Origin of the sequence: Pantoea sp. RG18 (genome assembly GCF_025910075.1) — a bacterium.
Taxonomy (GTDB): Bacteria; Pseudomonadota; Gammaproteobacteria; order Enterobacterales; family Enterobacteriaceae; genus Pantoea; species Pantoea agglomerans.
In genome coordinates, this window is sequence record NZ_JAPCIL010000020.1 from 17,314 (window position 1) to 37,682 (window position 20,369).

A 20,369-nucleotide genomic window follows, 5' to 3' on the forward strand; every position below is an offset into this window, starting at 1 on the left:
GGGGATTCAGGCTGCGACCAGATGATGCGTGGCCAGCAGTTCAAGTGACTGCAGACGTGCAACCGGCTCAGTAATCGGCGTGTCGATAACAAACTCATCAATGTCAAAATTATGATGCAGCGCGTCCAGCTGGGCATGAACCTGCGCCGCCGTGCCTTTCAGAAGTGACGGCGTGCGCGGCTCAATCTGATAATCGCGGTATCCGCCCTGACGCACATAGCGCTCCGCCTGCTCAAGGCTGGCGACGTTGACGCTCGGGCCATCTTTCACCGCTACATGGTAGTGACGAAGATTGGCTACCAGCAGGTCAGCCCCGGCGGGTGAGTCGGCTACCACCACCTGCACGGCCACCAGGGCGCGCTGACCCTGGCTCAGGCGGGAGTAGGTACTCAGCGCATGCTCCAGTAACTGGCGGTCGCCATTGAGGTGAGCGGCAAAGACAAACTGCCAGCCCAGACTGGCGGCCAGCAGTGCGCTCTCTTCACTGGCACCCAGCAGAAAACGGTTCGCCGGACGTGGCGGCAGTGGCGTGGCGGCTAAACCCTCATCGTCAGGATCAGCCTGACCGGGCTTCAGCCAGCTATCCAGCAGTTGAAGCTGTTCGGCAAAGCTCCCTTTTTTAGCGGCATCAACACCCTGTTGCAGCGCATGGGTGGAGAGTGGAAGTCCGCCCGGCGCTTTGCCCACGCCGAGGTCAATACGGCCCGGTGCCAGCGAAGCGAGCAGGTTAAAATTCTCTGCCACTTTATAAGGGCTGTAGTGCTGCAACATCACGCCGCCCGATCCGACGCGAATATGTCGTGTCTGGGCAATGATCCAGGCAATCAATACCTCAGGTGAAGGACTGGCCAGCTGCGCGGTGTTGTGATGTTCCGCCAGCCAGAAGCGGTGATAACCCCACTCCTCTGCCCGCTGCGCCATCTGCAGCGTGCGCTGCAGCGCCGCGGTGGGTGATTCACCCTGCAGCACGGGCGCTTTATCTAACAGACTTAATCGATATGCCATTCACCTGGTCCTTGTTTATTCCGGTTGCAGACCAGTGTGCTGCGCAGTCGATCATTGGTAAAACATCATATTGTTTTATGCATTATTGATTTCGTCATAATGGAGAACAGTGAGAAGTGAAAGAGGGAAAACGGGCTCTGAAACAGGTAATCAGGCAGATATTTTGCGTATAACGCTATTTGTTGCCTGATATTCAGGTGAGTAAAATCGGCGAACTGGCAAAGGTTTGCAGAAAATCGTCTTACGTATGGAGAGATGACAGCTGTTGTTAGCCGCGACTGCAGAAATTCAGACAGCCTGAATTCATGGCATTGAAATACATTCTTCACAGGATGTTGAAGCACGGGTCGCCAGATAGATAAATAAGCATATGAAGAATGCAATTGAGTCAGAGATAACTCATTGCAACTGCCAGATGATTTACAGGACCTTATACATTATCCGGAATTAAGATCCTCTACTGTAATGAGAGGTGTAAACCGGGCATGAATCTGTCTGATAGGGTCATATCTGGGCACAGCAAAGCATTGAGCCCAGAAACAAGATTATTTTTCTAAGGCCGTTGCGAATTTTGTTTCAACGGGAAAAATCGGGTGTTGATAAGCGCCACATTGACTTCACATGGAACGCCGTCGTCGAGATAAACAGTTTCATTAAGCTGAATGACAGCATCCCCTTCCGCTAAATTAAGCAGTGTAAGCGACTGTGTATCCGTAAGATTGACGGCCGTTAAATGCTGGTCCCTTAGCTGCACTTTCTTACCGGTAACTTCTTCAATGTAGGCATATTTTGACAGTTCCAGCTTGCTGAACTCCATGCTGCTAAACATATTAACCGGCAGGTGAATATGTTCCAGAGCTACCGGGATGTCATCGAAACACATCAGGCGTAAAATTTTATAGATCTGATCGCTGTTTTTAATACGCAGCGCCTGAGCGATATCAGCAGAAGGAACCTTGATTATGCTGACCGATATGATTTTCCTTACACCTTTATGACCATTTCTTTGCGCCTGATAATCAAAAGGTGAAAGCACATGATATCGGTTCGCCTGGCTACTCATTTCCGTGGAACCGACAAAAATACCCGACCCTTTAACCCGGTAAATTCTCTGCTGCTCCACCAGAATGCGTGTGGCTTCACGCACCGTTGCGCGAGTAATGCCGATACTTTTGGCAATTGATATTTCGGTATCCAGTTTCTCTCCGGGTCGAAGGCCATCATCCTTAATTTTATTGAGGATGTAATCAACAACCTCTTTTTGTTTTTCAGTAATGCCATCAACCATTGGCTTTCTTCCCGTTTGAGTGAAGGACAGACTCCCTCTAATCCGTGTCAGTACAGTTCTGCCTGACATTGCCGGATGAGTACCACTTCCGCTAGCTGAATATGTGATCAACTTATCAAATTGGCACTGATGTTAAGCCTGATAAGCAATATTTTAACTTTACATGTTGTGTCCGTACACGTCGAAGGACATCATCAGGATGACTAGACACCTTTAACATGTACAGATGTGATGACCGTTGTGAAATATAACCCCATCTGAACAATGAGAAAATATTTTTTTAATAACTCCATGAAAATCATGACTTTTAAGGATGTTACCTCCTTTTACTACATTCGATTTTTGTATCGCTCTGCTGACAAAAAGTTTATCTAAAAAAGTGATAACGGGGTTTTTGAGGGAAACTGACTGTACATACTCAGGAATTTATGAAAAATCGGAATGCATAACAGGCCCTGTTCCGGTTGAGAAAATTTTATATGAGATGGGTTATGCGCAACCGGGAGCAGGCAAACGCCACACGGTTTATGCGTTTAGTTAAATTTTATTGCGCATTTAAACAGGAGGAGTAAGACGATGTCACACCTGGCTAAGTGGTTAAATAACGAGAAAATCCAGTACGTCGAAAGCGTGACTGACTGGCAGGAAGCGTTAGTTATTGCGGGACGTCCTCTGCTCAGTGAGGGCGCAATATCGCAGGATTATATTGATGCGATTATTCAGCAAAAAGAGGAGATCGGCCCCTTTTTTGTCATCGCGCCCCAGATTGCCATGCCCCACGCACGCCCGGAACAAGGCGCACACAAACTGGGGTTGTCGATTGTGCTGCTGGGTACAGCAGTGAAATTTGACTCCGAAGAGAACGATCCGGTGAAGGCTATTTTCATGTTTGCCGCACCGGACAGTAATAGCCATATCGAAATGATCTCCCAGCTGGCGGAAGTGCTGTCCGATGAAGAGATCATGGCGCAGATATTCAATGCGAGCAGCAAAGAAGCGCTCATGACGATTTTATCAGGCGTTTAGTCTGCCCGTTGAAACGCGACTTTTAATCATTAGTTAATGAGGTTTGATATGAAAATTATGGCGGTGTGTGGTTCAGGTTTAGGCAGCAGCTTCATGATGGAAATGAACATCAAGAAAGTGCTTAAAACGATCGGTGTTGAAGCTGAAGTGGAACATTCGGATCTCGGCTCTGTCACCCCCGATGTGGCAGATGTTTTTGTTATGGCCAAAGACATTGCCTATAGCGCAAACCTTCCTGAACAGAAGGTCATCATCATTAATAACATCATTGACCTGAAAGAAGTGGAGCAGAAAATACGTGAGTATTTTGAGAAAAAGTGACGCTAATAATTAGATAAACACCTTACCCTCGAGGTTAATATGTTTACTCAAAATCTTTTGCAGTTCGTCGTCGACGTGCTGAAAGTGCCCTCTATATTAGTCGGACTGGTGGCATTTTTCGGACTGATTGCGCAGAAGAAGCCGTTTCCTGATGTTATCAAGGGCACGGTAAAAACTATTCTGGGCTTCCTGGTACTGGCAGGCGGCGCAACCGTTCTGGTCGGTTCACTGACGCCACTGGGCGACATTTTCAAACATGCGTTTGATGTTCAGGGCATCATTCCTAATAACGAAGCGATGGTCTCTATCGCTCTGGCAAAATATGGTGCGCCTACCACGATGATCATGGCCTTCGGCATGGTCGCCAACATCGTTGTCGCCCGCTTCACCCGACTGAAATATATCTATCTGTCAGGGCATGTGACGTTCTATATGGCCTGTATGATCGCGATTATTTTATCGGTTGCCGGTTTTGAAGGTATTCAGCTTATTTACACCGGGTCACTGCTGTTGGGCATTCTGATGGCCACCTTCCCGGCGATCGCCCAGCCCTATATGCGTAAGATCATTGGTGGCGACCATGTCGCGCTGGCGCATACCGGGACAATTGGCTATGTCTTATCAGGCTGGATCGGCTCTTTGGTAGGCAAAGGATCTAAATCCACCGAAGAGATGAACATGCCAAAAAACCTCAGTTTTTTGCGTGACAGTACCATCTCGATCTCTCTGACGATGATGATTATCTACTTAATCCTGTCGGTGTCTGCCGGTAAAGAATATGTAGAGGCTAATTTCAGCAATGGTCAGAACTACCTTGTTTACTCCTTTATCCAGGCCATTACCTTCGCGGCGGGTGTCTTTATCATTCTGCAGGGTGTGCGCTTAATCCTGGCTGAAATTGTCCCTGCCTTTACCGGCTTTTCAGAAAAACTGGTTCCGGAAGCCAGACCGGCGCTGGATTGCCCGATTGTTTTCCCCTACGCCCCGAATGCGGTGCTGGTTGGCTTTATCTCCAGCTTTGTCGGTGGCCTGGTGGGGCTGTTTGTTCTCGGTCAGCTGCATTGGGTATTGATTCTGCCGGGTGTGGTTCCTCACTTCTTCTGTGGCGCTACGGCTGGCGTGTTTGGTAATGCGACCGGCGGCAAGCGTGGGGCGATTTGCGGTGCCTTTGCTCATGGCCTGTTAATTACCTTCCTGCCTGTCGCCCTGCTGCCGGTACTCGGACAGATAGGGCTGACCAACACCACCTTCTCGGATACCGACTTCGGCGTCACCGGCATCCTGCTGGGTAATATGGCTCACTTTATGGATAAGGGAACCATTACCATGATTATCACCGGCATTTTTGGCTTGTTAGTGATTTATAACTTTACGGCTAAAAAGAAGACACCTGTAGAAACAAATGCAGGATAATCAGAACGCTTAATGGCAACCAGAAAGGGCAATGAGCGCTTTCTGGTTGTTTGTGTGTAACCTGCTTTACAGCTCCGCTTATGCCCCGCCTGAATACCAATCAGAATGAGCCTCATTTAGCGCCAACTAAAATTATTATTACCACTCGTTTTCGCCCACCCCTGACCAATAGCCACTAATCGCAATCCCAATTACCTGACATCTGATGGCGCTAAACCGCGTAAAAAAAGGATTATTCCGATCCAGAAAAGTGATCAACATCACATTTTCAACATTAGACATACTAATAAATAAAATTTAACAACAAAACATTTGAATGATAATGATTAACATTTACACTCTCATCCGCATATAACAAAGCGTTTAACGCTGCCAAATCCACAAATAATATGCGGTATTTACTCTTTTTAAGGTGAAAACACTAATCCATTTAATGGTCAGGGTTTTTATCTGGTTAGTTAGTTTTATGTTTACTGGAGTTGTTGAGCGGACATCCAACGCTGCTGACCTTACGTCGGCAGGGTCACTGGTATTAACGCACAGGAACTGAACATGCTTTTACGCTCATCCACTCAGGCGGCACAGGATCTCGCGCCAGCATCCAATGCCAGCGGTGCCGAAACGGCTATTTTTAACGATCAGCAACTGGCGGACTGGTCGCAGCAGACTCAGGAGGTGCTGGCGCTGATGACCCGTACCGTTACCGGCGTTGAGAAGCCTTTCAGCGGTATCCTGCCCCATGAACTGGCGGCGGAATTCAGTGAGGTCGATCTCGATCGTCCCCTGGGTAACAACGATGACGCCCTGACAGAGCTGAGTCAGCTCTATCTGCGTGACGCCGTCTGGTTTCACCACCCTAAATATCTGGCGCACCTGAACTGCCCGGTCGTGCTGCCCTCTCTGATGGCTGAGCAGATTATGGCGGCAGTGAATAGCTCGGTCGACACCTGGGATCAGAGCGCAGGCGGTACGCTGATTGAGCAGAAGGTGATCGACTGGACGCTTGGCCGCATCGGCCTGCCTGCCGGATCTGATGGGATCTTCACCAGCGGTGGCACCCAATCCAACCTGATGGCAATGCTGCTGGCGCGTGATAGCTGGTGCGCGGCACATCATCCGGGGCATCTGATTAAGCATCGCGGCCTGCCTGAGACCGCGTCGAAATGGCGAGTGTTTACCTCAAAACTCAGCCACTTCAGCATCCAGAAATCGATGGCGATTTTAGGGCTGGGCTATGACGCAGTTATCGCCGTTGATCACGACGCCCACTACCGTATGGACGCAGCGTGCCTGGCTAAGGAGATCGAGAAATGTCGCAGTGAAGGGCTGATCCCGATTGCTGTGGTTGCCACCAGCGGCACCACGGACTTTGGCAGCATCGATCCGCTGCCGGAGATTGCCCGTCTCTGTGACAATTATGGTTTGTGGATGCACGTTGACGCCGCTTACGGCTGTGGGCTGCTGGTCTCAGAGAATCATCGCTCACGCCTGAATGGCATTGAACGGGCTGATTCCGTCACCGTCGATTATCACAAATCTTTCTTCCAGACCGTCAGCTGCGGTGCGTTCTTTGTGCGGGACAGCCACAACCTGAAGCATGTCACGCACCATGCAGATTACCTGAATCCGCTCAGTGCCCAGCAGGAAGGCACGCCGAATCTGGTCAACAAAAGCATTCAGACCACCCGCCGATTTGATGCGTTGAAAATGTGGCTGACCCTGCGCGTGATGGGTCCGGCGGCGCTGGGTGACGCTTTCGATACGCTGATAGAGCTGACACAGGCGGCTCATGAGCGGTTAACTGCGCATCCTGCTATCGAAGTGCTGCACGCGCCTGAGCTGACCACCCAGATTTTCCGCTACGTGCCCGGCAAAAACGCCAGCGACGCACAGATCGACGAAATCAACGCCGCTATCCGTAAAGCGCTCTTCCGCTCCGGCAACGCAGTGATTGCCGGAACCAAAGTCGATGGGCGTCAGTACCTGAAATTCACCCTGTTAAATCCCACCACGACCATCGCCGACATCGAAGATGTGCTGAGCCTGATCGCGCACTATGGCCGCGAGCAGGTACGTGCGTCTGCGCTGAACGCGGCGAAACAGTGAGAGCTCTGAAATGAATAATTCCGTTTACGATTTTATTGGTATCGGTATCGGCCCTTTCAACCTGAGTCTGGCCTGTCTGAGTGAGCCGGTTGAGGGACTGAACGGTCTTTTCCTGGATGAGAACCCGGGCTTTGACTGGCACACCGGCATGATGCTGGAAAATGCCCATCTGCAGACGCCGTTTATGGCCGATCTGGTGACACTCGCCGATCCGACCAGCCCTTACAGCCTGCTTAACTACATGAAGGAAAAGGGGAAATTATACTCTTTTTATATCCGTGAAGACTTCTTCCTGATGCGCAAAGAGTATAATCAGTACTGCCAGTGGGCCAGTTCACGGCTCTCTAATCTGCGCTGGAACAGCCACGTCGAGTATGTCAGCTACGATGAGGCGGCTGGCGTCTATCAACTCCAGGTGACCGACACCCGGAATGGTCAGAAACAGAACTATCTGGCACGACATCTGATCCTCGGCACCGGGCCTAAAGCCTGGATGCCGGAGTGCAGCCAGCCGCACCGCCAGCGCCTGACGCACTCAAGCCACTATCTGGTCAACAAAGCGGAACTGCAGCAGAAGCGTTCCATCACCGTGCTGGGCAGCGGCCAGAGCGCGGCAGAAATCTACTACGACCTGCTGACCGATATCGACCGCTTTGGCTATCAGCTCAACTGGATCACCCGCGCGCCGCGCTTCTATCCGCTGGAGTACACCAAGCTCACGCTGGAGATGACCTCGCCGGAGTGGGTCGACTATTTCCACGCGCTGCCCGCCAGCACCCGTGACGAACTGAATGCGCGCCACAAGAATCTCTACAAAGGCATCAACAGCAGCCTGATTAACGACATTTATGACCTGATGTATGTCAAACAGCTCGACGGCGATCTGAACGTTAACCTGTTTACTCACTCGGCGCTGACCGCTATGCGCTGGCTGCCACAGGGAGAGTTCGAGCTGACGCTGCATCAGGAGGAGCAGGATTGCACCTTCACCCGTCGCACCGAAGGACTGGTGATGGCGACCGGCTATCACTACCAGCCACCGATGTTTTTAGAGGGCATCAACGCCCGCCTGCGCTGGGATGACAAAGGCCGCTACGACGTGCAGCGCAACTACAGCATCGATTATCACAATCAGATCTTCGTGCAGAACGCCGAACTACACACCCACGGCTTTGTTACGCCGGATCTCGGCATGGCCTGCTACCGCAACTCGGTGCTGCTGCGCGAACTGACCGGACGCGAGGTCTACCCGATCGAGCGTCAGATTGCCTTCCAGACCTTCCCGGCTAAATCGGAGCACTGAGATGAGTTCACAAACACTGTTCAGCGCCGCCCGCCCCGCAGGCCAGTTCACCCTGAGGCCCATGCTCGCCAGCGATGCGCCGCTGATTCATCGCTGGGTCACCCGCGATTACGCCCGCTTCTGGGGTATGCAGCAGCAGAGCCTGAATCAGGTCGCTGAGTTCTATCAGACGCTGACTGCTGCCGATCCCCATGCTGCGCTGATTGGCTGCTGCAACGACCAGCCGGTCTGCCTGATTGAGTGCTATCGCGCCTGCGACGACGAGGTCGGCAAATTTTATCCTGCCGCACCCGATGATTACGGCATGCATATCCTGATTGCCCCCGCTAGCCAGCCGATCAGAGCCTTCAGCTGGCAGGTCTTCACGCTGGTGATGGACTACATGTTCAGCCGCCCCGAGGTGCGCCGCGTGGTGGTAGAGCCAGATGTGCGCAATGAGAAGATTCACGTGCTGAATAAGCGTGCCGGGTTCCGCTATCAGCACACCATCGACATGGGTCATAAAACCGCCTGGCTGGCCTTTTGCCAGCGGGAAGATTATCAACACGCGTTACTGCAGGAGTCGCAGACTATGAACACCCCCTCTTCGCTGATGAACGGTACACATCTGACGGGCGACCAATGGGCGCAGGCAAACCGCATGCTGATCCGTAAAGCGATTGCCGAGTTCGCGCATGAGAAAATCATTACGCCACAGGAGTCGGGCGACGGCAGCTATCAGCTTGCGGTGCCAGGCGGTGAAGCGAGCTACCATTTCCGGGCGTCGCGGCTGGCGCTGGATCACTGGGAAATCGACGCCGGCTCACTGCGCAAGCAGGAGAACGGTCGTGATCTGCCGCTGGATGCGCTGAAATTTATCGTGGAGTTTAACGGGGAGATCGGCATTACACAGGCACTGCTGGCGACCTACATGGAAGAGATCAGCAGCACGCTGTGCAGCAGCGTTTATAAGCTGCAGAAGAATAATCCTGACAGCCAGGCGCTGGTCTCAGCCGATTTCCAGACGGTGGAAGCGGCGATGACCGAAGGCCATCCCTGCTTTGTTGCCAACAACGGGCGTATTGGCTTCGATGCCCATGATTATCTGGCGTATGCGCCCGAGGCCGCCGCGCCCGTTCACCTCATCTGGGTCGCGGTTCATCGCCGCAACGCCCATTTCTCCAGCCTCAGCGAGCTGAGCTATGAGCAGTTGATGCGTGATGAACTGGGCGACACCACCCTGGAGCAGTTTACTGCGCAGCTGGTGAATAAAGGGCTGGCGGTTGAGGAGTATATCCTGATGCCGGTGCATCCGTGGCAGTGGCAGAACAAGCTGCTGACCGTGTTTGCGGCGGACATCGCCAGTCACGATATTGTTTATCTCGGCACCGGAGACGATGCTTACCAGGCGCAGCAGTCGATCCGCACTTTCTTTAACCGCAGCCAGCCCGCGAAGCGCTACGTGAAAACCGCCCTGTCGGTGCTGAACATGGGCTTTATGCGCGGACTGTCCCCCTACTATATGGCGACAACGCCCGCGATAAACGGCTGGCTGGAACAACTGGTTGCTGGCGATGCGTGGCTGAATCGCTGTGATTTCCGCATCCTGCGCGAAGTCGCGGCGGTCGGCTATCACAACCGCTACTATGAGCAGGCGATCAAAGGCGACTCCGCCTATAAAAAGATGTTTGCAGCGCTGTGGCGGGATAATCCTGCGGCCAGCCTGCAGTCCGGCCAGCGTCTGATGACCATGGCCTCTTTCCTGCACGTCGATCACCATCAGCAGGCACTGCTGCCTGCGCTGATAGCGGATTCTGGTTTGCCCGCGAAGCAGTGGATAGAACGCTACCTGACCTGCTATCTCAGCCCGCTGCTGCACTGCTTCTATCAGCATGACCTGGTGTTTATGCCGCACGGTGAAAACCTCATCATGCTGCTGGAGAACAACGTGCCGGTCAGTGCATACATGAAGGATATCGGCGAAGAGATCGCCGTGATGAATCCGGATGCGGTGCTGCCGGAAGGCGTGCAGCGTCTGGCGGTGGATGTGCCGGAGAACCTGAAGCTGCTCTCGATCTTCACCGATGTGTTTGACTGCATCTTCCGCTTTATCAGCGCGATTCTGCATCAGTCAGGAACGCTGCCGGAGGAAGAGTTCTGGCAGGCGGTGGCGCATTGCGTGAAGGATTACCAGCAGGCGCACCCGGAGCATGCCACTAAGTTCGCGCGCTATGACATGTTCGCGCCGGAGTTTACCCGCTCCTGTCTGAACCGCCTGCAGCTGGCGAATAACCAGCAGATGATAAACCTCGCCGATCCCGCTGAGAACCTCAAGTTCGCCGGAACGCTGAATAACCCGATCGCCCGCTGGCGATAAGCGTTACACCGTCACGCTGAAATTATGCGGTCACCCTGGTGGCCGCTTTTTTAATGGCTTTATCGCAGGTATTTGTAATGGTTTCTTTCGAACCGGTCGCGCAACTGACCCGACGACATCTGATTTTTCCGCTGTCGCTGGTGTTGTTTGAGTTCGCTACCTATATCGCTCACGACATGATCCAGCCCGGCATGCTGCTGGTGACTCAGGAATTTAAGGTCGGGCCGGAGTGGGTCTCTACTTCGCTCACCGCCTATCTGGCCGGTGGCATTATGCTGCAATGGCTGCTTGGCCCCCTCTCTGACCGTATCGGGCGGCGTCCGGTGCTGCTCAGCGGCGTGGCCTTTTTTATGCTCTCGTGTGTGGCGACGCACTGGGTGCAAAGCATTGAGCAGTTCGTCCTGCTGCGTTTTCTGCAGGGCGTCAGCCTCTGTTTTATTGGCGCGGTAGGCTACGCGGCGGTGCAGGAGGCGTTTACGGAATCGCTCAGCATCAAAATGATGGCGCTGATGGCCAACGTCGCCCTGCTGGCCCCGCTGGCCGGTCCGCTGGTGGGTGCGGCTTTTCTTACCGTGGGTGAATGGCGCACCCTGTTCTGGCTGATTGGCGCTATTGCGGCGCTGGCGCTGGCAGGTCTGTGGTATGCGATGCCCGAAACCGCAGGTGACCGGCAGAAACCGCTGTCGCTGCGATCGATTATCAGCGGTTACGCGGCATTGCTGAAGGATCGTCAGGTGATGCGCGGCTCGCTGGCCATCGGGCTGGTCACCGTGCCCTGCATCGCATGGGTCGCATTGTCGCCGGTGATATTAATCCACGATGCGGGACTCAGCCGCATCGGCTATGCGTTGTTACAGCTGCCGGTCTTCGCCGCCATGATTGCGGGCAACCTGACGCTGGGACGCTTATCCAGCCGTCTGCCCATTGAACAGCCGTTACGGCTCGGTGCCTGGCCGGTGGTCTGCGGGCTGGCAATCGCAGTAACCGCTACCGTGCTAAATCCGCAAAGCTATCTGTGGCTGACTGCCGGAATTAGCCTCTACGGCTTCGGCGCCGGGCTGGTCAGCGCCGGACTCTATCGCATGACGCTTTTTTCCAGCAGCGCCGGAAAAGGCAGCGTGGCGGCGATGCTCGGCATGGTGAGTATTCTGATTATTGCGCTGGGCATTGAAGCAGCCAAAACCGCGTATTTTAGTTACGGCACCGGCGGCTTCAGTGTGGTGAACCTGATCTGCGGTCTGCTGTGGCTGGTTCTGGTCAGCGCTTTTCTACGAGCAGACCAGCGGAAATTGTGCACGGAATAATCGAATATATTTAGCAGTGCGATATAGTACTTGCCCGCACTGCTAACCATAAAGAATCCGATTACGGCATCATTAAAGCGTGATCGCCGCACCATACCCTTACAATATCCATGGTTATAATCTTTCTGATTTGAGGATTCTTAAGAGTGCTTCCTGGTTTTTATAACAGGAATGCCACTTTTGTGACATCGGTGTCAGAAGCATTGTCTCGCTAAGCTGTTGAGCGGTAAGTATGACCAGAAAAATGACAAAACAACTATCGGCCTTCTGAACCGCCCATTTCAGATCTGGAATTTTTAACATCAATAAGGAGAAGTAATGCGACAGAGAGTCATTGTGTGCCCGGTCATTCAAAATGAGGGTAAATATTTGCTATGTAAAATGGCATCTGACAGGGGTGTTTTTCCTGGACAGTGGGCTTTGCCAGGCGGCGGAATGGAGCCAGGTGAAACAATCGAAGAAGCATTAAAGCGGGAAATCAGGGAAGAATTAGGCGAGGCGCTCAAGATAACAAATATCACACCCTGGACGTTTCGGGATGATGTCAGAATCAAAACCTATTCTGATGGAATGACTGAAGAAATTTATATGATCTATCTTATCTTTGATTGTCTGAGCGCAAACCGAACAATAACCTTCAATGAAGAGTTTCAGGAGATTATCTGGGTAGAACCTGAGGCTTTAAAAAACATTGATCTGAATGAAGCCACCCGGATTACGTTTAGCCAAAAAGGACTTATCTGAATATGCATTGCAGGATCTCCTTAAAAGTCTATCGATAACTTAAGTACGATTTTAGCTAAACGGGGCAGTGCTTATGCAACGGAAAACTTCAGCGTTTTCTGGCATGTCCAGTGTTTCAACACTGCCTCATCTTACACTCTATTCATGGGCTCCCTGCTCTGGCAATGGATGCCGATTTACACTTTGAACGTTTATCTTAGGTCATCCCATTCAGACTAATATCAACCACCCAATCCCGCATTTATTTTTTTCAGATAAGCTTTGACCAAATCGTTACTTTATCTGTGTGTTGCGTCATTCGATGATGATTCCGCCTGCTGAGGCAATTGATAACAAAGGAATTCACCATGAAGACGTTATTTCCCCTTAAACCACGCGCACAAACGCTGGTTTTTACTTTACTTGCCGGGACTCTGACCTTTAACGCGGTGGCTGCACCGGTCAAAGGCGGTACGCTGATTTATCTTGAACAGCAGGCACATACCAACCTCTATCCGCCTGCCGGCGGCTTTTACCCTAATGGCGGCATTCTCAATCAGATTACCGATAAATTAACCTGGCAGAATCCCGAAACGCTGCAGGTTGAACCCTGGATTGCGGAAAGCTGGACCACCAATGCCGACAAAACCGAATATACCTTTAAATTACGGCCTGGCGTGACTTTTTCCGATGGCACACCATTAGATGCGAACGCGGTGGCGAAAAACTTTGATACCTACGGGCTGGGAAATAAAGCGCTGCGCCTGCCGGTATCGGAAGTGATTAATAACTATGAACGCAGCGAAGTGATCGACCCGCTGACGGTGAAATTCTATTTTAAAAAACCCTCGCCCGGATTTTTACAGGGCACCGCCACCATTGGCTCTGGCCTGGTCTCGCTGAGTACCCTGGCGCGCAGTTTCGATCAGCTGGGCGATGCGCGTCACATTGTCGGCTCCGGCCCGTTTGTGGTCAGTGATGAGAAGCTCGGTCGGGAGGTGGATCTGGTAGCGCGTAAAGATTATCAGTGGGGACCGAAAAACATTCAGCAGCAAGGTCCGGCCAATCTGGATGCGATAAAAGTGATCGTGACGCCGGAAGACAGCGTGCGTATCGGTGCACTGCTGGCGGGCCAGGCAGGCCTGATCCGCCAGGTGCAGGCCTACGACGAGAAGCAGGCTAAAGATCAGAACTTCCCGGTTTATGCCGCGCCGACCCGTGGTGTAAACGACAGCCTCAGCTTCCGTCCGGATAATCCGCTGGTCAGCGATATCCGGGTGCGTCAGGCGCTGCTGCACGCCACCAATGCGAAACAGGTGGTTGAGACGCTCTTCTCGCCGAACTATCCGCAGGCAACCTCGGTCGTGGCCACCACCGCCGCCGGCTACGTCAATCTGGCGGACAAACTCACTTTTGATCTGACAAAAGCGAAGGCATTGCTGGACCAGGCGGGCTGGCAACCGGGTGCCGATGGCATCCGTGAAAAAGCAGGCCAGCGACTGGCGCTAACCGTCTATGAATCACTGCCGCAGCCGCAAAACAAAGAGGTGCTGCAACTGGTGGCACAGCAGTGGCGCCAGGCGGGCGTCGCCCTCAGCGTTAAAGCGGGCGATGCCGGCAGCAAAACGCTGGATAATCTCGACCCCCTTAAGACCCCGCTGAACGTCACCGAAGTCGGCCGCGCCGATCCCGACGTGATCAAAAGCAGTTTCTATCCGGCTAACCGCGACAACCTGCTGCAGAAAGGCGGCTCCAGCGACAAAGTGAAAAACTTCCGTGATGACAAGCTGAACCAGCTGCTGGTCGCCATCTCCGCTGAAGTTGACCCGGCAAAACGATTACAGCTGACCGGTGACGTTCAGCGGTATCTGCTGGACCAGGCCTATGTGATTCCGATCTTCGAAGAGCCGCAGGTCTATGCCGGTGCGCCCTGGCTGAAAGGGGTCAGTTTTGAAGCGGTAGGCCGTCCGGCACTCTATGGCGCCTGGCTGGAAAAACAGTAACCGGAGGTGAGGATGCGTCATTATCTGCTGCAACGTGCTGGCCTGGGGGTATTGGTCCTGTGGGCCGCGTTTACCCTGTCGTTTGTGCTGCTGCAGGTGCTGCCAGGCGATGCGGTCCTGATCAAATTTCAGAATCCGGATCTCGGCCTGAGTCCGCAGCAGATTGCTGAGATGCGTCAGGCCTATGGCGCGGACAGCCCGCTGTGGCAGCAATATCTGCACACGCTGGTGGCGATGCTGCACGGCGACTTCGGCTATTCGGTGCAGGCGGGCGTGCCGGTCAGTGAACTGCTGACCAGCAATCTGCCTGGCACGCTGCGACTGGCCCTGTGCGGCTTTTTGCTGGCGACACTGCTGGCATTCGTGCTGGCGACACTGTCGCGGCTGCCTGCCCTGCGCGGCCTGCGTAATCTGCTGCAGTCACTGCCCGCGCTGTTTATCTCAGTGCCGACCTTCTGGCTCGGCATAGCCCTGATTCAGCTCTTCTCATTCCAGCTGCGCTGGATCCCGGTAATCAATCCCTCACCGTGGCAGGGACTGATTCTGCCCATCATTACGGTCGCCGTGCCGATCTCAGCGCCGCTGGCTCAGATTCTGTTGCGCAGCATCGATGAGGTTTCAACCCGGCCTTTTGTGGCGGTGGCGCGCGCCAAAGGAGCCAGCGAGCACTCTGTGCTGTGGCGGCACATCCTGCGCAACGCCATGCTGCCGGTGCTCACCGTGGCGGGCCTGCTGCTGGGAGAACTGATTGCCGGTGCGCTGATCACCGAAACGGTGTTTGGCCTGGGCGGTCTCGGTCAGCTGACGCAGCAGGCGGTGAACAATCAGGATGTGGCGGTGTTGCAGGCGGTGGTGATGATCTCTGCGCTGGGTTTTGTGGTGATCAACCTGCTGGTGGATCTGCTGATGCCGCTCTTTGACCCGCGCTTACAGCTGTTACGAGGTGCAACATGAGTCTGGTTGATTACGCTGCTGCGCGGCAACCCGTGGCGGCAAAGATGCGCACTTTACAGTTTTCGCCGGGCCTGTGGCTCGCCGTTTCAGTCATGCTGCTGGCCGTACTGGCAGCCCTGTTCCCGGCCCTCTTTACCCAGGCCAGCCCGATTGAAGGCGTTGCGGGTGCACAGCGACTCGCTCCGCAGGCCGGACACTGGCTCGGCACCGATCAGCTCGGCCGCGATCTTTTTGCCCGCATCGTTTACGGCGCGTCCCATTCGCTCTCCGCCGCCGTCATGGCGGTGGCGATCGGACTGCTGGCAGGTACCGCGCTGGGTCTGGTGGCAGGGGCTATCGGTGGCAAAACTGAATCAATTGTGATGCGCGCAGTGGATGTCCTGCTGGCGATTCCGGCGTTGCTGCTCTCTCTGAGCGTGCTGATTTTACTCGGCTTCGGCACCCTGAATGCCGCATTAGCGGTGGGCATTGCCTCCATCGCCAGCTTCGCCCGACTGGCATGCGCCGAAGTGGTGCGCATTCGTCACAGTGAGTATGTCGAAGCGGCTTACGGCAGCGGCGGCCGCTTTTTCAGCGTGCTGTGGCGTCACATTCTGCCCAATGCGCTGACGCCGGTGATCGCCTATGCCGCCCTGCAATTTGGTCAGGCGATTCTGGCGCTGTCGACTCTGAGCTTCCTCGGCTACGGCACCCCACCGCCGGTGCCGGAATGGGGTCTGTTAATCGCTGAAGGGCGTAATTATCTGGCTACCGCCTGGTGGCTGACCACTTTTCCTGGTGTGGTGGTGGTCGCTGTTGTGCTCGCAGCCAATCGCATCAGCCAGCAACTTTCAGGAGGACGCCGATGAGCGCTCAGCCGTTACTCGCGGTCAATAATCTGACGCTAAGCTATCGCAGCGGCAACCGTTGGCAGCCGGTGGTACATAATGTCAGCTTCGAGCTGCAGCCCGGTGAGATGGTGGCGCTGGTCGGGGAGTCCGGCTCCGGTAAAACCACCACCGCACAGGCGATAATGGGTCTGATGGCGGAAAATGGCCGCCGCGAAGGGGGCGAAATCCTGCTCAACGGCGTGGATATCAGTCAGTGGTCGCAAAAGCGCTTCGATACCCTGCGCGGGGCGCGCATCAGTCTGGTGCCGCAGGATCCCGGTAATTCCCTGAACCCGGTGAAAACGGTCGGCGAACAGGTGGAAGAGATCCTGCGACTGCACCTGAAATTACCGTCAGCGCAGCGCCAGCAGCGGGTGATTGACCTGCTGAATCGCGTCGGCCTCAGCCATCCGGAACAGCGGGTTAAGCAGTATCCGCATCAGCTGTCGGGCGGCATGAAGCAGCGGGTATTGATCGCCATTGCCCTCGCCCTGCAGCCGGAGATCATTATTGCGGATGAGCCGACCAGCGCGCTGGATGTCACGGTGCAAAAGCGCATTCTCGATCTGCTGGACAACCTGCGGCAGGAGTCCCGCACCGCCGTGCTGTTTGTCACCCACGACCTGGCGCTGGCGGCGCAACGCGCAGATCGTATTATCGTGTTTCGTCACGGCGAGATTCAGGAATCGGGCCGCACTGAACAGGTTATCAGCGCGCCTGCTCATCCTTATACCCGTCAGTTACTGAATGATGCGGCACCACAGCGACCCGCCAGAGTTAAATCTGCAACCGCCCGTTTTTCTGCCCCCGCCATCCGGGCAACCGGCGTGATGAAAAGCTTTTCGCTGGGCAAACAGCAGCGTTTGCAGGCGCTGAACCAGGTCAGCTTTCAGGTGGCGCGCGGCACTACGCATGCACTGGTAGGCGAATCCGGCTCAGGCAAAACCACGCTGGCGCGCATCGTTATGGGTTTTGAAACCGCCGACAGCGGCGAGGTGACGCTGGATGGCATCGTGGTCAACGGATTACGCGGCGAGGCGCTGCGTCAGCTGCGGCGGAAGATCCAGTTTGTCTATCAGAACCCATTTGCCTCGCTCGATCCGCGTCAGACGCTATATGCAATTATTGAAGAGCCACTGCGTAATTTTGAGCGGCTGAGCCGTAGTCAGCGCCGTGAGCGCGTAGAAGCGATGACCACGCGGGTGGCGCTGCCGCTCTCTCTTCTTTCACGTCATCCTCACGAACTTTCCGGCGGACAGCGGCAGCGTGTGGCGCTTGCGCGGGCACTGATCTGCAAGCCGGAGATTCTGGTACTGGATGAGGCGACCTCGGCGCTGGATGTCACGGTGCAGGCGCAAATCCTCGACCTGTTGCAGCAGCTCCAGGCCGAACTGGGTCTGACCTATCTGTTTATCACGCACGACCTGGCGACGGTGCGGCAGATTGCCGACAGCGTCACGGTGTTAAAAGCGGGCGAAGTCGCAGAGCAAGGTGACGTTGTCACTATTTTCAGTGCGCCACAGCATCCTTATACCCGGGAATTAATGGCTGCCATTCCTCCGCTTATTCCCTTAACCCACAAGGAGTCAGCATGAGCCGACGTCTCGGATTTTTTACCCGACTGCTGGATAAGGTGCCGGCGAAACAGCGCTATCAGCTGGCCACCGAACAGATTCAGCATGCCGAACGCTGCGGATTTGATAATGCGTGGATTGCTCAGCACCATTTTCATCAGGATGAGGGTGGTCTGCCGTCGCCGCTGCTCTTCCTGGCGCATGTCGCCGCGCAGACCCGCACCATCCGGCTCGGCACCGCCATCATCACCCTGCCAATGGAAAATGCGCTGCGGGTGGCTGAAGATGCCGCAGTACTGGATCTGCTGGCAGATGGGCGGCTGGAGATCGGGCTGGGCTCCGGTGGCACGCCGGATTCGTTTTTGCCGTTTGGTCTGACCTTTACCGAGCGCGGTGCCGCTTTTGCCGACCATCTGCATACGCTGCTCAGCGCCTGGCGCGGGGATTCACTGGGGCATCCTGATAATCATCTCTATCCCGCCGCGCCGCAGCTTGCCGGACGGGTGTGGATCGCCACCTTCTCGGTTGAGGGCGCAATCCGTGCCGCTCAGGGCGGCCATGGTCTGATGCTGTCCCGCACCCAGCCGCGCCCGGCGGGCCAGCCTGAGCTGCCGCTGGATGCATTGCAGAATCCGCTGATCGATGCCTATCTTGCGGCACTTCCTGCGGGAATCACGCCGCGCATCCTCGCCTCCCGTACCGCATTCGTGGCCGATTCTGACCGCTATGCCCGTCAGGTAGCTGAACCGGGAATTCGTCAGCAGGCTGCGCAGTATCGTGGCGAATTACGCGGTGAACGCTTTGATGACCTGCTGGCGCAGTTTGATGCCCATGTTGGCGGCATCGATCAGGTGCAGCACTCGCTGGCGCAGGACAGCGCACTGGCGCGCGTCACCGACATCTCATTTCAGGTGCATTCGGTTGAGCCTTCGCATGCCGACACGCTGCGCTCGATTGAACTGATTGCCCAACATCTTGCGCCCGCGCTTCGTGCCGCTGGCGAACCTCACAGGAGAATTTCATGAATCAACCTGACGATTTGATCGCCACACTGGCAGATATCGATCCCGATTCCGAACTGGCCCATGCGCGCCAGACACGTCACGCCGCCACACAACATGCTCAGGGTAGCTACACCCTGTTGTTTAGCCAGGGTGATGAAGATTTTCCGCTGGCGGAGCGCCGTCTGCTGGCTGCTCAGGTTGCCGGCTGGCATGCACAACCCGGCCTGCAGGCGCACTACCAGCCACAGGAGAGTCTGGCCGGGAGTGTTCGGATCAACGCGGCACAGGCTTTTGCCCATCGCCTGACCTTTGAGCCGGTTACTGCTGCTCCCGCGCATCTGGAGGCTTTGAAACAGGCGGGTTGGAGCCTGCGCGGCATTGTCACACTGGCACAGCTGGTGGCATTTGTCAGTTTTCAGAGCCGGTTGCTGGCGGGTCTGCGCAGCTTACAGGGCGATGAGGCGTCGGGTGAGGTTGCCCCGGTAGTCGCCGGTCACTGGCACGAGGCCTTACATACCGCCAGCGGTAAAACTGCCCTGACCGCGTTTACGCAACAGGAACTCGGCTGGGAGCCCTGGCTGCCGGCAAAACCGCTGACGGAATTCAGCGAGGAAGAGCAGGCGACACTGGCAAAATTCGGTCACACCGACTCCGACTATTTTCGCCTGCTGGCGCGCAATCTGCCGTTGCTGGAACAGCGCACCCTGACCGATAAAGGCATTTTTTATACCGCAGGAGGGCTGCCACGCGCCGAGCGCGAACTGGCTGCCACCGTGGTGAGTAAGGTCAACGGCTGCATTTACTGCGCCTCAGTCCATGCGCGTAAAGCCAGCCAGCTCTCAAAGCAGGATGAAGCGGTACAGAAGCTGCTGAATGTTGCACCCGGCGCGGTGTTATCTCACGGACACGCCGCGCGCTGGCAGGCGATCATTGCATTCTCAGCAGCACTGTCGCTGACCCCTGCCCAGCCGACACAGTCGCAGCTCTCTGCACTGCGTGAACAGGGTCTGGATACGCTCGCCCTGCTCGATCTGATTCAATCAACCGCCTTTTTTGCCTGGGCTAATCGCCTGATGCTGACGCTGGGCGAACCTTTTCTGCCGGAACAACAGGGATAATC

16 protein-coding genes are annotated in these 20,369 nt (G+C 54.9%); 14 read left to right on the forward strand and 2 right to left on the reverse strand.

Going from position 1 to position 20,369, the window contains the following annotated elements:
* Positions 1-6 precede the first annotated feature (6 nt).
* Together OK409_RS20265 and OK409_RS20270 are read right to left on the reverse strand one after the other, a co-directional pair.
* Positions 7-1,005 carry an MsnO8 family LLM class oxidoreductase gene (locus OK409_RS20265; RefSeq protein ID WP_033768955.1) on the reverse strand — a complete coding sequence of 333 codons (999 nt, stop codon included), beginning with the start codon at positions 1,003-1,005 and terminating at the stop codon, positions 7-9.
* A 553-nt stretch (positions 1,006-1,558) separates the two neighbouring features.
* Positions 1,559-2,293, reverse strand: coding sequence for a GntR family transcriptional regulator (locus OK409_RS20270; protein WP_010247068.1), 735 nt, complete (start codon positions 2,291-2,293; stop codon positions 1,559-1,561).
* 576 nt (positions 2,294-2,869) lie between these two features.
* On the opposite strand from OK409_RS20270, the gene OK409_RS20275 reads away from it, so the two are divergent.
* The 14 genes from OK409_RS20275 to OK409_RS20340 all read left to right on the forward strand — a co-directional run bounded on the left by OK409_RS20275 (position 2,870) and on the right by OK409_RS20340 (position 20,367).
* Positions 2,870-3,319, forward strand: coding sequence for a PTS sugar transporter subunit IIA (locus OK409_RS20275; RefSeq protein WP_010247067.1), 450 nt, complete (start codon positions 2,870-2,872; stop codon positions 3,317-3,319).
* A 48-nt stretch (positions 3,320-3,367) separates the two neighbouring features.
* Entirely contained in the window at positions 3,368-3,640 is a 273-nt protein-coding gene (locus OK409_RS20280; protein WP_010247066.1) for a PTS sugar transporter subunit IIB, read from the forward strand.
* Positions 3,641-3,679: 39 nt separating this feature from the next.
* A complete protein-coding gene (locus OK409_RS20285) occupies positions 3,680-5,053 on the forward strand; it encodes a PTS ascorbate transporter subunit IIC (protein ID WP_033760509.1) in 1,374 nt (457 codons plus the stop codon).
* Positions 5,054-5,605: 552 nt separating this feature from the next.
* Entirely contained in the window at positions 5,606-7,159 is a 1,554-nt protein-coding gene (locus tag OK409_RS20290) for a pyridoxal phosphate-dependent decarboxylase family protein (RefSeq protein WP_264367412.1), read from the forward strand.
* A gap of 10 nt (positions 7,160-7,169) precedes the next feature.
* The gene (locus OK409_RS20295) at positions 7,170-8,462 is read left to right on the forward strand and encodes a lysine N(6)-hydroxylase/L-ornithine N(5)-oxygenase family protein (protein ID WP_010247061.1); all 1,293 of its coding nucleotides are present in this window, start codon (positions 7,170-7,172) and stop codon (positions 8,460-8,462) included.
* 1 nt (position 8,463) lies between these two features.
* Positions 8,464-10,818 carry a GNAT family N-acetyltransferase gene (locus OK409_RS20300; RefSeq protein ID WP_264367413.1) on the forward strand — a complete coding sequence of 785 codons (2,355 nt, stop codon included), beginning with the start codon at positions 8,464-8,466 and terminating at the stop codon, positions 10,816-10,818.
* A gap of 77 nt (positions 10,819-10,895) precedes the next feature.
* Entirely contained in the window at positions 10,896-12,122 is a 1,227-nt protein-coding gene (locus OK409_RS20305; RefSeq protein WP_264367414.1) for an MFS transporter, read from the forward strand.
* 318 nt (positions 12,123-12,440) lie between these two features.
* A complete protein-coding gene (nudI, locus tag OK409_RS20310; RefSeq protein ID WP_022624355.1) occupies positions 12,441-12,866 on the forward strand; it encodes a nucleoside triphosphatase NudI in 426 nt (141 codons plus the stop codon).
* Between the two features lie 347 nt (positions 12,867-13,213).
* Complete coding sequence (locus tag OK409_RS20315) at positions 13,214-14,848, forward strand: TIGR04028 family ABC transporter substrate-binding protein (RefSeq protein WP_264367415.1); 1,635 nt, start codon at positions 13,214-13,216, stop codon at positions 14,846-14,848.
* Between the two features lie 12 nt (positions 14,849-14,860).
* Positions 14,861-15,802 (forward strand): ABC transporter permease, encoded by a 942-nt coding sequence (locus OK409_RS20320; RefSeq protein ID WP_045140088.1) that lies wholly within the window; start codon positions 14,861-14,863, stop codon positions 15,800-15,802.
* Positions 15,799-16,650: an ABC transporter permease gene (locus OK409_RS20325; RefSeq protein WP_223564417.1), complete on the forward strand. Its 852-nt coding sequence runs from the start codon at positions 15,799-15,801 to the stop codon at positions 16,648-16,650. Before OK409_RS20320 ends, OK409_RS20325 begins: the two co-directional genes overlap by 4 nt.
* On the forward strand, positions 16,647-18,266 hold the full coding sequence (locus OK409_RS20330; protein ID WP_033787060.1) for a dipeptide ABC transporter ATP-binding protein: 1,620 nt from the start codon (positions 16,647-16,649) through the stop codon (positions 18,264-18,266). The genes OK409_RS20325 and OK409_RS20330 overlap by 4 nt, the downstream gene beginning before the upstream one ends.
* The gene (locus OK409_RS20335; RefSeq protein WP_264367416.1) at positions 18,263-19,270 is read left to right on the forward strand and encodes a putative FMN-dependent luciferase-like monooxygenase; all 1,008 of its coding nucleotides are present in this window, start codon (positions 18,263-18,265) and stop codon (positions 19,268-19,270) included. Before OK409_RS20330 ends, OK409_RS20335 begins: the two co-directional genes overlap by 4 nt.
* The gene (locus OK409_RS20340) at positions 19,267-20,367 is read left to right on the forward strand and encodes an alkylhydroperoxidase domain protein (protein WP_052270711.1); all 1,101 of its coding nucleotides are present in this window, start codon (positions 19,267-19,269) and stop codon (positions 20,365-20,367) included. Before OK409_RS20335 ends, OK409_RS20340 begins: the two co-directional genes overlap by 4 nt.
* Positions 20,368-20,369: the final 2 nt, after the last annotated feature.